General features: G+C 68.1%; 12 protein-coding genes. 6 read left to right on the plus strand and 6 right to left on the minus strand.

From position 1 onward, the window contains the following. The first annotated feature begins 66 nt into the window (after positions 1-66). Entirely contained in the window at positions 67-1,407 is a 1,341-nt protein-coding gene (locus ACIA12_RS11895) for a hypothetical protein (protein WP_396366912.1), read from the plus strand. 55 nt (positions 1,408-1,462) lie between these two features. Here ACIA12_RS11895 and ACIA12_RS11900 read toward each other — a convergent pair whose 3' ends face one another. From ACIA12_RS11900 to ACIA12_RS11920, 5 genes are all read right to left on the minus strand, one after another. Continuing rightward, complete coding sequence (locus ACIA12_RS11900) at positions 1,463-2,428, minus strand: LysR family transcriptional regulator (RefSeq protein ID WP_396366913.1); 966 nt, start codon at positions 2,426-2,428, stop codon at positions 1,463-1,465. A 108-nt stretch (positions 2,429-2,536) separates the two neighbouring features. Continuing rightward, positions 2,537-3,709, minus strand: a complete 1,173-nt coding sequence (locus tag ACIA12_RS11905; RefSeq protein ID WP_396366914.1) for an ABC transporter permease — start codon at positions 3,707-3,709, stop codon at positions 2,537-2,539. Beyond that, positions 3,706-4,593, minus strand: coding sequence for an ABC transporter ATP-binding protein (locus ACIA12_RS11910; RefSeq protein ID WP_396367161.1), 888 nt, complete (start codon positions 4,591-4,593; stop codon positions 3,706-3,708). Before ACIA12_RS11910 ends, ACIA12_RS11905 begins: the two co-directional genes overlap by 4 nt. 166 nt (positions 4,594-4,759) lie before the next feature. Continuing rightward, complete coding sequence (locus ACIA12_RS11915) at positions 4,760-5,434, minus strand: response regulator (RefSeq protein WP_396366915.1); 675 nt, start codon at positions 5,432-5,434, stop codon at positions 4,760-4,762. Then, a complete protein-coding gene (locus ACIA12_RS11920) occupies positions 5,431-6,801 on the minus strand; it encodes a sensor histidine kinase (protein ID WP_396366916.1) in 1,371 nt (456 codons plus the stop codon). The genes ACIA12_RS11915 and ACIA12_RS11920 overlap by 4 nt, the downstream gene beginning before the upstream one ends. A 61-nt stretch (positions 6,802-6,862) precedes the next feature. Here ACIA12_RS11920 and lipA point away from each other — a divergent pair, with 61 nt between their 5' ends. The 4 genes from lipA (at position 6,863) to ACIA12_RS11940 (ending at position 11,214) form a co-directional block, all read left to right on the plus strand. Further along, a complete protein-coding gene (lipA, locus tag ACIA12_RS11925) occupies positions 6,863-7,807 on the plus strand; it encodes a lipoyl synthase (protein ID WP_363816980.1) in 945 nt (314 codons plus the stop codon). Positions 7,808-7,843: 36 nt separating this feature from the next. Next, positions 7,844-8,539, plus strand: a complete 696-nt coding sequence (locus ACIA12_RS11930) for a DUF4191 domain-containing protein (protein ID WP_396366917.1) — start codon at positions 7,844-7,846, stop codon at positions 8,537-8,539. Between the two features lie 143 nt (positions 8,540-8,682). Then, positions 8,683-9,966: a class I SAM-dependent methyltransferase gene (locus ACIA12_RS11935; protein WP_396366918.1), complete on the plus strand. Its 1,284-nt coding sequence runs from the start codon at positions 8,683-8,685 to the stop codon at positions 9,964-9,966. Between the two features lie 27 nt (positions 9,967-9,993). After that, positions 9,994-11,214, plus strand: a complete 1,221-nt coding sequence (locus tag ACIA12_RS11940) for an aminopeptidase (RefSeq protein WP_396366919.1) — start codon at positions 9,994-9,996, stop codon at positions 11,212-11,214. On the opposite strand, the gene ACIA12_RS11945 is transcribed toward ACIA12_RS11940, so the two are convergent. Beyond that, the gene (locus ACIA12_RS11945; protein WP_396366920.1) at positions 11,211-11,675 is read right to left on the minus strand and encodes an RDD family protein; all 465 of its coding nucleotides are present in this window, start codon (positions 11,673-11,675) and stop codon (positions 11,211-11,213) included. The two genes, ACIA12_RS11940 and ACIA12_RS11945, sit on opposite strands and share 4 nt — an antisense overlap. Positions 11,676-11,843: 168 nt before the next feature. Here ACIA12_RS11945 and glnA point away from each other — a divergent pair, with 168 nt between their 5' ends. After that, a complete protein-coding gene (gene glnA, locus ACIA12_RS11950; RefSeq protein WP_396366921.1) occupies positions 11,844-13,268 on the plus strand; it encodes a type I glutamate--ammonia ligase in 1,425 nt (474 codons plus the stop codon). The last annotated feature ends 433 nt before the right edge of the window (positions 13,269-13,701 follow it).

The following is a 13,701-nucleotide window of genomic DNA, read 5'->3' on the forward strand; positions in this document are numbered from 1 at the left end:
ACGGAGCGTAAAGATTGCGCGAAGTGTCTGCGCTGTGCGGAGCGTAAACGTCGCTACGGTGGGGATGTGTCCAAATTTCTCGGCTTCCTCCTTGGCATCGCGGTAGCGCTCGTCGGGCCGGCCATGTTCGGCGTCCTCGCGGCGGACGGCGGTATCAAGCTGAACGCGAAGGAGATGGCGCTTGCCTACGGCATCGGTGCGCTGATCTTCTGGGCCGTGGTGTCGTACTTCTCCGGGGCCGCGGCGATCGGAGCGGCGCTGACCTTCGGCGCGATGATCTACACCGTGCACTGGATCCCCAACCGGATGACGAACTTCCTCAACGACGTTCCCGGGGTGACGACGGGGATGATCGACGGGATCAAGCAGTACACCGGCAATGGTGTGGTGCCGATTCTCGCGGTGATCTCGTTGGTGTTCGGGATCCAGTCGATCGTGCGGTCGGTGCAGCGGCGCCGGCGCGAGCGGGTGGAGGCGGAGCGCCGGCAGCGTGAGCAGGAGGCCGCGGTGCAGGCGCAGCAGATGCCGCAGCCGCCGGTGGCCGGGTATCCGGTTGCCGGGGGCGACTACCAGCCGGACGACCGGTTCGGGAACAACTTCGGGAACAGCAACTACGACGACCTGTTCGAGGAGGAGCCGGCGCCGTTCACGCCGCGGAACCAGGCGGACGAGCAGACGGCGCAGTTCTCCCGGTCCGAGGCGCCGGCGGAGTACGACGACGATCGCGACGAGACGCGGCTCGTTCCCACGGACGCCGACGAGACCGTGATGGTTCCTGCCGGTGAGAAGACCGTTGCCGACAGCTACGACGAGGAGCCTGCAGAGGCACCGGACGAGGTCGAGACCCAGGCTGTCAGCACGGACGAAGCACCCACCACCCAGCAGGCAGCGCCCGACGAAGCCGCCACACAGCAGGTCCCCACGGAAGAAGCTGCTACGCAGCACGTGGCAACAGAAGAGCCCGCGGAGGCTGCAACACAGCGGGTGCCGATGGAAGAGCCCGCCGCGACACAGCGGGTGCCCGTCGAAGAGCCGGCGGACGCTGCTGCGCAGCCGGTTGAGGATCGGGATGAGGAGACTGTTGTGCCGGTGCCTGAGCCGGAGGCTGTGAAGCCTGTTGCGCCTCGGGTCGCGGGTGGTGCTCCCAGCGCCGCACCGCAGGTTGGCGGACCGCAGGGCGCAAGTTCGCAGGGTGACGACGGCGGCGAGGCCACCCAGCCGATGCCGGTCGCGCGGCCGGAAGCACCCAAGGCTTCGTTGCGCAAGGAAGAGATGGGCCAGCAGTACCGGGAGCGGATGGATCCGCCGGACGTGGATGACACCGGCGAATTCTTCGTCGGCGCGTTCGAGAACCCGCCCGCGCAGACCACCCAGCGGATGGAGCTTCCGGGCCAGTTCCGGAGCTGACAACCAAGCAGCCCAAGTAGAAGAGCCTCCGCCAAAGCGGAGGCTCTTCTAAGTTTCAGGCGACGTGCATCCGCTGATGCTGACCCCACCGAGCATGCTCGGCAAAGGCTTCGTCGTAGGCATGGATCGCCATCTGGCACACATCCCCCGCCATCTGCGCCCGCGGAGAATCGGTGCTCCAAGCAAGCATCAGCCGCCGATGGATCGGATTCCCCACCAACGGCCGGGTGGTGACCTCGGACGACAACATCCGGTACGACGTAGGCGAGATCAACGCCACGCCCTGCCCGCTCGTCACGAATCCCATCAGCACCGACGTGTCCACCGAGTGATGCTCGATCCGCGGCTGGAACCCGGCATGCTCACAAGCCCCCCGGAACAACACATGGAACCCGCTGTCGTCCGGCGGCTCCCCGATCCACTCCTCATCGGCCAGGCTCGCCAGCTCGATCTCGCCACGATGCCGGGTCGCCACGGCGAGCGGATGATCAGCCGCCAGTACTACGTAAGCCGACTCCGACTCGACGATCGTGCAAGCCTCGACCCCGCTCGGCAACCGCAGCTCGAATCCCGGGAACTCCCGCAGCAACGCGAAGTCGAGCCGCCCGTTCTCCAACTGCTGCAACAGCACGCTGGTGGCCCACTCGACCTCGATGCTGACCTGCTCGATCTCACCGTGATCGCGCAGCCGGCTCGCGATCCCCGACATCGGCGCCGTCGGGAACCCGCCGAGCCGGACCGCGCTCGACTCCACCGCCGTCATCGCCGACACCGTCGCCGACAGGTGGTCCACGTCGACGAGGATCGCCCGCGCCCGATCCACGGCGTACCGGCCCAGAGCAGTCGGCGTGACGCCCGTGCGGGAGCGCTCGAACAGCTCACCGCCGAAGGCCGACTCGATCCGCTTGAGCTGCGCCGTCAGGCTCGGCTGGCTCACCTTCAGCCAGCGGGCGGCCCGGCCGACGGACCCCGCTTCTGCCACCAGGACCACCACCCGCAGGTGGCGCAGCTCGACGTTCATGCGTTGTGACCGTAGTCGACCCACCGCGTAGGTATACAGTCGCCGCGTATTGCGGTTTCGTCACAGCCCACTAAATTCGTGTAACGTCGGCCGGAATCTCACGATAAGTCAGGACGCCTTGAGTGAGATCGCCTCTCGGTAACCGAGTTTCCGCCCGGTCTGCAGCAGCGTCCGCTCGTACAGCCGGGCGCCGAGCCGGACGATCAGCACCGTCGTCACCACCAGGATCGCGATCGCGGCCAGCGGCTGCCACAGCGGCACGTGCTCGGTCAGCATTCGCCCCGGCATCGACATCGACGAGGCGATCGGTACGAAGGAAGCCACCGTCTTGGCCTCGGCGCCGGCGAAGGCCGAGAAGAAGAACGGGACCATCAGGATCATCTGCCCGGGCAACGTCGTCGAGCCGAGATCCTCCTGCCGGGTGGCCAGCGACCCAGCCACCGCCCAGAGCCCTGCCAGCGCGACGAACCCGAGCACGAAGAACACCACGAACCAGCCGGCGACCGGCGCGATCACCTTGAGGATGTCGGCCTGATCGGTCACCAGCAGCCCGATCAGCGAGGCGACCGCGATCACCACGATCTGCCCGAGCGCGAGCACCGTGTTGCCGATCACCTTGCCCCACAGCAGCGCCCGGATCGGGATCGCGGCGGCGAGGATCTCGACCACCCGGCTCTCCTTCTCCTGTACGACGCTCTGCGCGATCATCATGCCGAAACTGAGGGCGGTGATGTAGAAGATCAGCGCCAGCCCGATGTTCACGAACCCGGCCACCACCTCGGGCAATGGCCCCGGATCGAGCAACCTCTCCTGCACAGCGGTACCGGCCCGCAACTGCTCCGGCGTCAGACCGACCCGCCCCGCGTTGTGCTCCATCCCGAGATTGACGGCCGCTTCCCGCAGGTTGTTCTGCAGTTCGCTGTCGATGCGTTGTTTCCCGAGTACTTCGAATCCGTCCTTGCCCGGCAGCAACGCCGCCTTCACGTCGCCGTCCCGCACGAGTTTCTCGGCCGACGCCACGTCCGCAGTACGGGTGGCTTCGTAGCTGTCGCCACCCTGGATCGCGTCCGCGACGGCCACGATCCTGGCGCCGGAGTCATCCAGTACGGCGATCTTGTCCTTGCCGCCCATCCCCGAGATCAGCGCCGGGATGATGGTCGCGGCCAGGACGACGATCAGCATGAACGCCGTCGAGCCGAGGAAGGTCTTGTCGCGCAGCTTGGTGCTGATCTCGCGCTCGGCCACCAGCTGCCACGGGTGCCGTAGGGTCTCATTGTTCATCGGGTCGCCTCCCGGAAGACGTCACTGAGCGCCTGCCGTTCGGGCGCGAACTCGAGTACCGGCCCGCGGTCCATCGCCTGTCGCAGAACTCGTTGCACAAGGCCCCCATCGTCGTCGGACCCGACGTCGAAGAGCGCCGTCGCGCCGGCCACGTCACGCACCTTGATCCCCGGTATGTCGCGCAGCCACCCCGCATCCCCACCGACGACCAGCCGGTACGTCGTAGTCGGCCCAGCAGCCAGTTCGGAAACAGGGCCGGCAGCAACCACCTTGCCGCGCGACAGCACCACCAAGTCGTCGCACAACCGCTCGACCAGCTCCAGCTGATGACTGGAGAACAGCACCGGTACCTCCGGGGTGACCTCTTCGCGCAACAGGTCCACCATCGCGTCGACAGCCAGCGGGTCGAGGCCGCTGAACGGCTCGTCCATCACCAGCGCGATCGGCTCGTGAATCAGCGCGGCAGCGATCTGCACCCGCTGCTGATTGCCCAGGGACAGCGTCTCCAAGGTGTCCCCCGCCCGCTCGGTCAGCCCGAGCCGGGACAGCAGTTTGTCGGCCCGCTCGCCGGCTCGCGACCCGAGGCCGTGCAGCCGGCCGAAGAAGATCAACTGCTCGCGGATCTTCATCTTCGGGTACAACCCACGCTCCTCGGGCATGTACCCGAAGTCGCGGCGCACCTCGGCCGACAACGGCTCGCCATTCCAGGTCACCGCGCCACCGCTGGGCGCCAGCACCCCCAGGATGATCCGCATCGTCGTCGTCTTGCCGGCCCCGTTGGCGCCGACGAACCCGGTCATCCGACCCGGTCGTACGTCGAAGCTCACGTCATCCAGCGCGAGGTGCTCACCGAACCGCCGGGTCAACCCAGCCACGCTCAGCATCCCGTTCACCGTTCCTCTACTGCTCCGGCCCCCAGAACCAGGCATCCACCCGATCCACTCCCATCACCAGGAGCAGCCACCACGCTAGCCATCCACCACCCCGCAGTACGTCGCCCCGCAGTGTGATCACCCAGGTCATCCGCAGGGGGGACAGTCAGCTCACCGGTCAGTGCTCGTCGCCCGGTATCACGAGGCCGCATTCGTAGGCGAAGACGACTGCTTGGACGCGGTCGCGGAGGCCGAGTTTGAGCAGGACCCGGGAGACGTGGGTCTTCACCGTGGCCTCGCCGACGAACAGGGAGGTGGCGATCTCGGTGTTGGTGAGGCCGCGGGCGATCAGGCCGAGGACCTCGCGTTCGCGTTCGGTGAGGTCGGCGACCAGGTCGGGGCGGTAGACGCGTTCGCCGCCGCCGGTGAAGCGCTTGATGACGCGGCGGGTGACCTCGGGGGCCAGCAGGGCGTGGCCGGAGTGGACCACCTGGATGGCTTCGACCAGGTCTTCGGGGGCGGTGTTCTTCAGCAGGAAGCCGCTGGCGCCCGCGCCCAGCGACTCGAACAGGTAGTCGTCGCGGTCGAAGGTGGTCAGGATGATCACCTTGCCGGCGTCGGCGCTGACGATCCGCTGGGTCGCGGCGATGCCGTCGAGGCCGGGCATCTGGACATCCATCAGGACCACGTCGGGGCGCAGTTCCAGCGCGAGCTCGACCGCCTTCTCGCCGTCGGCTGCCTCCCCCACCACCTGGATGCCGGGCTCGACGGACAGGATCATCCGGAACCCCGCCCGGACCAGGTCCTGGTCGTCGACGAGCAGGACGCGCATCGGCGTACCGGCCTCGCTCATGCTTGTACTTCTCCCTCGGAAGAGACGATCGCGGGCTGCAACGGGATCCGGGCGCGGACGCGGAAGCCGCCCACCGGGCGGGGGCCGATCTCGCTCTCGCCACCGAGCAGGCTGACCCTCTCACGGATGCCGACGTGGCCGAGCCGGCTGCCGACCGGCGCGTGCTTCGGGCGGCCGTCGTCGATCACCTCGACCTCGACCGCGGTGTCGGCGAGGTAGCGCAACGTGACGTGCGCGCTGCGGGCGGTCGAGTGCCGGCGAACGTTCGTCAGCGCCTCCTGCGCGATCCGGTAGACCGACACCGAGACCGTCTCCGGCAGCGTCACCGGCTGGCCGATCTGATGGAACCCGACCGACAATCCCTCGCTGTTCGCCGTCGACACCAGCGCGGGCAACCGATCAGCACCGGCCTGCGGCGCCTTCCCGGCCGGTACGCCGAGATCGTCGTCCAGCTCAGGATCGGCGGCCCGCAGCATCCCCAGCAACTGGCGCATCTCGTTGACCGCGGTCCGGCTGGAGTTCTCGATCACGCTCAGCGCGTTCTTCGCCGCCTCCGGATCGGACTCCATCACCCGGCGCGCGCCACCAGCCTGTATGCCGATGCTGCTGATGTGGTGCGCGACCACATCGTGCAGCTCCCGGGAGATCCGCAGCCGCTCGTCGATCACCGCCCGGCGCGCGTTCGCCTGCTGCTGGGTGGCGAGCTCGACGGCTTGCTGCTCGAGCTCGTGCCGCTGCCGCGCGACACCCCACGCGGTCCGGCCCCAGAAGTAGGCGCCGAAGAAGTACAGGACGTTCAGCGCGAAGTTCAGCAGCACGAAGGAGACGTAGACCGAGAGCACGCCGCCGCCTGGGCCCTTGACCGAGTCGTTGTTCAGCGCCCGCACGAAACCCCAGGCGAGCCAGCCGAACATGCCGACGAACACGACGATCATCGTCAGCTTCATCCGGCGCCGGTCCCGGGCCCACGCGACGGCCGCGTAGATCGCCATGAACTGGGTCGCCTGGGTGACCAGGTTGCCGGCGAAGGCGAAGGTGTTCCACTCACCGTTCACGAAGAACAGCACCGAGACGACGACCAGGACGGACAGCGGGTACCGCCGTCGCAGGCACAGTGGCAGCGCCACGGCCGCGCTCAGGACGTACGCCCCGACCCCACCGAAGCCCAGGTCGACGGGGATCCCGGACGTACTCCGGGCCAGGTCGGTGCCGATGACGCCGGCCACAGCCATCCCGAGCCCGAGCCACACATCCTGCTGGAGCTGACGCCGGGTGGGGCCGGGCCGCTGCCATTCGGTGGTGTTCGTCACAGGCTGTGGCTGGGCCTCCGCCGTGGCGGAGCGCAGTACGGGCTGCGAGGGAGACATGGTTGCCCAGCCTACGGGTGGGGGCGCCGGGCGTGTCGGAGCGCCGCGTACTCTGGTGGGCGTGACGATCGCCCCAGAAGGACGGAAGCTGCTCAGACTCGAAGTGCGCAACGCGGAGACCCCGATCGAGCGCAAACCCGAGTGGATCAAGACGCGCGCCAAGATGGGCCCGGAGTACCAGAAGCTGCAGAAACTGGTGAAGTCCGAGGAGCTCCACACGGTGTGCCAGGAGGCCGGTTGCCCGAACATCTTCGAGTGTTGGGAAGACCGCGAAGCGACCTTCCTGATCGGTGGCGACCAGTGCACCCGGCGCTGCGACTTCTGCCAGATCGACACCGGCAAGCCGCAGGACCTCGACCGTGACGAGCCGCGCCGGGTGGCCGAGTCCGTGGTCAAGATGGGCCTGCGCTACGCGACCGTGACCGGTGTCGCGCGCGACGACCTCGAGGACGGCGGCGCCTGGCTGTACGCCGAGACGATCCGCCAGATCCACGCGCTGAACCCCGGTACCGGCGTCGAGATGCTCGCGCCGGACTTCAACGCCGTACCGGAGCAGCTGGCCGAGGTGTTCTCGTCCCGCCCGGAGGTGTTCGCGCACAACGTCGAGACGGTGCCGCGGATCTTCCGCCGGATCCGGCCGGGCTTCCGCTACGAGCGGTCGCTCGACGTGATCACCCAGGCCCGCGACTACGGCCTCGTCACCAAGTCCAACCTGATCCTCGGCATGGGCGAGACGCGCGAGGAGGTCAGCCAGGCGCTGACCGACCTGCACGACGCCGGCTGCGAGATCATCACCATCACCCAGTACCTGCGCCCGTCGGTGCGGCACCACCCGGTCGAGCGCTGGGTCCGGCCGGAGGAGTTCGTCGAGATGCAGGAGGAGGCCGAGGAGATCGGCTTCGCCGGAGTCATGTCGGGCCCGCTGGTGCGTTCGTCGTACCGGGCCGGTCGGCTGTACCGTCAGGCTGTGGAGTCGCGGATGACCTCCGCCACCCAGGATGCTTAGGACAGACCGCACAAGAACACACGGACAAAGGTAGAGATGGCCAAGAACGACGCACCCGAAGAGAAGACCGGCCGGCTCAAGCAGATCAGGTCGGCCTACCAGCTGACCAAGAAGTCCGACCCACGCATCGGGCTGATCCTGGCCGGGATCTTCCTGGCCGTGGTCGCGGTGTTCGTCGTCGTCGGTGTGCTGGTCGGGCCGCTGATGGTCTGGATCCCGCTGGGCGTGGCGCTGGGCTTCCTGGCCGCCACCATCATCTTCGGCCGCCGGGTCGAGAAGGCGGCGTACAGCCAGATCGAGGGCCAGGCCGGCGCGGCCGCCTCGGCGCTGCAGACGCTGCGCCGCGGCTGGAACGTGACACCGGCCGTCGCGGTCACCAAGAACGCCGACATCGTGCACCGGGTGGTCGGCCGGCCGGGCATCGTGCTGGTCGGCGAGGGTCAGCCGAGCCGGGTGAAGAACCTGCTCCAGGCCGAGGGCAAGAAGCACAGCCGGGTCGCCGGTGGCGCCCCCGTGATCCAGCTCGTCGCCGGCAAGGGCGAGGGCGAGATCGACATCCGCAAGCTGACCAAGCACGTGATGAAGCTCCCGCAGGCGCTGCAACCGTCCGAGATCACCGACCTGCTCCAGCGGCTGAAGGCGCTCGACGCCGTCCGCCCGCAGGTCCCCATGCCCAAGGGCCCGCTCCCCACCAGCATGAAGGGCGCCCGCCAGGCCATGAAAGGTCGCTGACGGGCCGCTGACCGTAACGCAACAGGCCCCACGGCCGTTTTCCTCACGTGAGGACTTTCTTGTGCCTCGTGTCGCGCCCGCAAGCCGGTCATCGGCCTTAGGGTGCGACCAGGGACGGGATGAGAGACCAGGGGTAGGGACAGATGACCGATCTATTCACCGCGGTGCATGAGCCGGCGGTGGAGACGTGGCCGTCCCTCGCGGCCCCGCGCTCCAACCCGGTACGCCGGGCCGGCGCGCACGCCGCCCTGCGCTTCATCGCGCGGGATCTGCCTGCCACCATCACCCTCGACAACCGCAGCTACGGCCTCGGCGGCCCGGCGATGCAGGTGCACCGCACCGGACCGTTCCTGGACCGGCTCGGTCACGACGCGGGCTCCGGCTTCGGCGAGGCGTACCTGGCCGGTGACTGGGACCCGGAGCCGGGCACCGACCTGGCCGATCTGCTGCTGCCGTTCGCGCAGCGGTTCAGCTCCGAGCAGGACCGGCACCTGCTGCCGAAGTGGGCGCAGTCCCTGCGCTGGCTGGTGACCCGGTCCCAGCCTGGCGACCAGGAGAACGACCGGGCCGGCGCGCGGGAGAATATCAGCCGCCACTACGACCTGAGCAACGCGATGTTCAGCGAGTTCCTCGATCCGTCGCTGACATACTCCGCGGCACTGTTCGACCAGCAACCCGAGTCGGACCTGGCGACGGCGTCGTACGACGAACTCTCCAGCGCCCAGCTCCGCAAGCTCGACGCGATCCTCGACGCGGCCGGCGTGGTCTCCGGCTCCCGGGTGCTCGACATCGGCTGCGGCTGGGCGAGCCTGGCGATCCGGGCGGCCCAGCGCGGCGCTTGGGTGACGGCCATCACGATCGCTTCGCAGCAGGCACTGCTCGCCCAGCGCCGGATCGCCGACGCGGGCGTGAGCGATCGCGTCCAGGTCGCGTTGCGTGACTACCGCGACCAGATCGGTGTCTTCGACGCGGTGCTGAGCGTGGAGATGATCGAGGCAGTGGGCGAGAAGTACTGGCCCGTGTACTTCGATGCGATCGAGCGGCGGCTCGCGCCCGGTGGCAAGGCCGTCATCCAGGCGATCGTGATGCCGCACGACCGGATGCTCGCCACCCGCAACACGTTCACCTGGGTGCAGAAGTACATCTTTCCCGGCGGCCTGATCCCGTCCGTCGACGTGATCGAGCAGGTGACGGCCCAGCACACCGGCCTGCAAACCGAGGTGCTGCGGCACATGGGCATGGACTACGCCCGCACGCTGCGGATCTGGCGCAACCGCTTCATCGAGCGCTGGCCCGCCATCGCCGACCTCGGCTTCGACGCGACCTTCCGCCGGATGTGGGAGTTCTACCTCGCCTACTCCGAGGCCGGCTTCCGGGCCGGCTACCTCGACGACGTCCAGATCCTGCTGACGAAACGCTTCGGTTAGCCCCCGCGCTCTGCTGGGATGGGGTCCATGACCGATGGACTCCGTACCACCGACCGGCTCACCCGCTTCGCCGAACTGGTCGTGCGCGTGGGGGTGAACGTCCAGCCAGGCCAAGGGGTGGTGGTCAACGCCGACCTCGAGCAGGCGGAGGTCGCCCGAGCCGTCGTCGAGCAGGCCTACGTGGCCGGCGCGGCCTGGGTCGAGGTGCTCTGGACCGACGGCCTGGTCCGGCGCTCCGAGCTGGTCCACGCAACGGTCGACACGCTGACCACGGACCGGCCGTGGGTGCTGCAGCGCACCCGCGAGTGGGTCGAAGCGGGCATCGCGACGATCGCGCTGACCGGTACGCCGGACCCTGCGCTGGTCGCCGGAATCGAGCCGGCCAAGCTGACCGCTGTCCGCCAGGGCGAGGTGACAGCCCGGATGCAAGCCGCGATGGGCAACCACTGGCGGTGGACGGTCGTAGCGGCACCCAACCCGATCTGGGCTCAGCAGATCTACGGTGAGCCTGACGTCGAGCGGCTCTGGACCGAGGTCGGCCAGGCGATGCGGCTGGACGAGGCCGACCCGGTCGCCGCGTGGCGCGACCGATCCGCGACCTTGGCCGCTCGGGCGCTGGCCCTCGACGCGCTGCAGATCAGCGAGCTCAGGTACTCCGGTGACGGCACCGACCTGACCGTCGGCCTCATCCGCGGCCACCGCTGGACCGGCGGATCGGTCACCGACAAGGCGGGCATCACCGCCATGCCGAACATCCCGACCGAGGAGGTCTTCACCAGTCCGGACCGTCGCCGCGCGGACGGCGTACTACGGGTGACCAAGCCGGTCGTCATCGGTGGGCAACTGGTCGAGGGGCTGCGGTTGACGTTCGAGGCGGGCCGGATCACCGATGTCTCCGCCGACGTGGGCGCGGACGTCGCGCTCGGCCAGCTCGACAGCGACGAGGGCGCACGCAGTCTGGGCGAGGTGGCTCTGGTCGACCGGGACTCGCGGGTGGCCCGGACCGGCACTGTGTTCCACAACACGTTGTTCGACGAGAACGCCGGCGCTCACGTCGCCTGGGGGCAGAGCTTTCCCTTCGCCGTCGTTGGCGGCCTCGAGCTCAGCCCCGACGAGCGGTTCGCCGCCGGCCTGAACTCCGCCCGCGTCCATACCGACGTCGTGGTGGGCGGAGACGGACTCACGGTCACCGCCACGACAGCCGGCGGCAACGTGGACCTGCTGGTCGATGACGAGTGGGTGCTCTAGCGCCGTACGACGATGGTGGCGGCGGCCAGGTCGTGGAGACCTCGGTGGTCTTTGTCGAAGACCACGGCGGGAAGTACCAGGCAGAGCAGGAGAGTACGGATCGCGCCGCCCAGCAGGCCCACCTGGGCGGCGTAGCCCTCGCCGCCTGGCTTGGTGCGGATCACTCGCAAGCCCAGCAAGCGGTGGCCGATGGTCGAGCCGGCCAGGCCGACCAGGATCGCTGACATGGCGAAGAAGATCACCAGCTGGGCGGTGTTGAAGTCGTTGCCACCGGCCCAGATGGGTTTGCCGACCACCGCGGAGGCGATCAGGCCCGCTACCAGCCAGTCGACGAACAGGGCGGCGAGGCGGCGGCCCCAGCCGGCGACGGAGCCCTGGCCGGACTCCGGCAGACCCAGCCGATTGCCCGGATATCGGAAATCTCCGGTGGGTCCTGCCCCGGATTGCGCAGATGATGCCATGATGACCAGGCTAGTGCGGCGGTTGAGGATCTCACTCCCCGCCCGCCCCCAACCAGTGGGTCAGCGCGGACACGCTGGGCGTAACATCCGCGAAACACTGGGGTCACGACCGAGTAATCGGCAGGGCCTACGTTCAGATGAATCTCTGAGCCACCCCGAGGAGTATGTATGTTTTCCAGCGCTGAGGAGCTGCTCGCCTACGTCAAGGACGAGGGCGTCGTGTTCATCGATGTCCGGTTCTGTGACCTGCCGGGCATCATGCAGCACTTCACCGTCCCGGTCGGGTCCTTCGGTCCGGAGGTCTTCGAAGACGGCCTCCAGTTCGACGGTTCGTCGATCCGGGGCTTCCAGCAGATCCACGAGTCGGACATGTCCCTGCTGCCCGACCCGACCACGGCGTATCTCGACCCGTTCCGTGCGGACAAGACGCTCATCATCAACTTCTTCGTCCACGACCCGCTGACGGGCGAGGCGTACAGCCGCGACCCGCGCAACATCGCCCGCAAGGCGCAGGAGTACCTGAAGTCGACCGGCATCGCCGACACCGCCTTCTTCGCGCCCGAGGCCGAGTTCTACGTCTTCGACGACGTGCGGTTCGAGACGAAGCAGAACGAGAGCTACTACCACATCGACTCGGTCGCCGGCGCCTGGAACACCGGCCGGGTCGAGGAGGGTGGCAACCGCGGCTACAAGGTCCGGTACAAGGGTGGCTACTTCCCCGCGCCGCCGGTCGACCACTTCGCCGACCTGCGCAACGACATCACCAAGCACCTCGAGCTCAGCGGGCTGATCGTCGAGCGGGCCCACCACGAGGTCGGCACCGCGGGCCAGGCGGAGATCAACTACCGCTTCGACACGCTGCTCACCGCGGCCGACGACCTGATGAAGTTCAAGTACATCGTCAAGAACACCGCCTGGGAGGCCGGCAAGACCGCGACCTTCATGCCGAAGCCGATCTTCGGCGACAACGGCTCGGGCATGCACTGCCACCAGTCGCTGTGGAGCAACGGCGACCCGCTGTTCTACGACGAGTCCGGCTACGGCGGCCTGTCCGACGTCGCCCGCTGGTACATCGGCGGCATCCTCAAGCACGCGCCGTCGCTGCTCGCCTTCACCAACCCGACGGTGAACTCGTACCACCGCCTGGTGCCGGGCTTCGAGGCGCCGGTCAACCTGGTGTACTCGCAGCGCAACCGCTCGGCCTGCATCCGGATCCCGATCACCGGGTCCAACCCGAAGGCCAAGCGGATCGAGTTCCGCTGCCCCGACCCGTCGTCCAACCCGTACCTGGCCTTCTCGGCCCAGCTGCTGGCCGGCATCGACGGCATCCGCAACAAGATCGAGCCCGCGGACCCGATCGACAAGGACCTGTACGAGCTGCCGCCCGAGGAGCACTCCTCGGTCGCCCAGGTCCCGACCTCGCTGCCGGCCGTGATCGACTCCCTCGAGGCCGACCACGAGTTCCTGCTCGAGGGCGACGTCTTCACCAGCGACCTGATCGAGACCTGGATCGACTTCAAGCGCGAGAACGAGATCGCCCCGATCGCCCTCCGCCCCCACCCACACGAGTTCGAGCTGTACTACGACGTGTGATCGACGCAGGTCCCTGACCTGCACGTAGTCCGCCAAACGGCGGCTGACCTGGGCAAACGTCCTCTCAACATTGCTCATCGTCAGCCGCCGTTTTGCGTCGCCGGGTGTAACGACGGTGTACCACTCCCTCCTTGACCTAGGAGCGCGGTTCCGCGAGGCGCTGCACACGTACACCTGGCGCGTCCGGGATCGAGAAGTAACGAACTGGCTGAGGTGACAACTACGCTTGGTGGTAGTCCGCTTGAAAGGCGCACTCGATGACCACGCTGACCGAGGCTTTCCAGATCACGAAAGCCGGTGGCGTGCCCCTCGTCTCCACCATTAAATGGGTCGCCGAGCTCGCCGACGCCATGGGCTACCGCTCCCCCACCCAGATCGCCGAGCTGGCCAAAGCCATCGGCCCCACCCGACCCGACACCACCAGCATCAACCT

The sequence above is a fragment of the Kribbella sp. NPDC051620 genome (assembly GCF_044453825.1).
Lineage (GTDB): Bacteria > Actinomycetota > Actinomycetes > Propionibacteriales > Kribbellaceae > Kribbella.

What these genes read in the sequence shown, in the direction of transcription:
- ACIA12_RS11900 (WP_396366913.1), bottom strand. Translation starts at nt 2,428, where the DNA reads ATGAACGTCGAGCTGCGCCACCTGCGGGTGGTGGTCCTGGTGGCAGAA.
- ACIA12_RS11905 (WP_396366914.1), bottom strand. Translation starts at nt 3,709, where the DNA reads ATGAACAATGAGACCCTACGGCACCCGTGGCAGCTGGTGGCCGAGCGC.
- ACIA12_RS11910 (WP_396367161.1), bottom strand. Translation starts at nt 4,593, where the DNA reads ATGCTGAGCGTGGCTGGGTTGACCCGGCGGTTCGGTGAGCACCTCGCG.
- ACIA12_RS11915 (WP_396366915.1), bottom strand. Translation starts at nt 5,434, where the DNA reads ATGAGCGAGGCCGGTACGCCGATGCGCGTCCTGCTCGTCGACGACCAG.
- ACIA12_RS11920 (WP_396366916.1), bottom strand. Translation starts at nt 6,801, where the DNA reads ATGTCTCCCTCGCAGCCCGTACTGCGCTCCGCCACGGCGGAGGCCCAG.
- ACIA12_RS11930 (WP_396366917.1), top strand. Translation starts at nt 7,844, where the DNA reads ATGGCCAAGAACGACGCACCCGAAGAGAAGACCGGCCGGCTCAAGCAG.
- ACIA12_RS11935 (WP_396366918.1), top strand. Translation starts at nt 8,683, where the DNA reads ATGACCGATCTATTCACCGCGGTGCATGAGCCGGCGGTGGAGACGTGG.
- ACIA12_RS11940 (WP_396366919.1), top strand. Translation starts at nt 9,994, where the DNA reads ATGACCGATGGACTCCGTACCACCGACCGGCTCACCCGCTTCGCCGAA.
- ACIA12_RS11945 (WP_396366920.1), bottom strand. Translation starts at nt 11,675, where the DNA reads ATGGCATCATCTGCGCAATCCGGGGCAGGACCCACCGGAGATTTCCGA.
- glnA (WP_396366921.1), top strand. Translation starts at nt 11,844, where the DNA reads ATGTTTTCCAGCGCTGAGGAGCTGCTCGCCTACGTCAAGGACGAGGGC.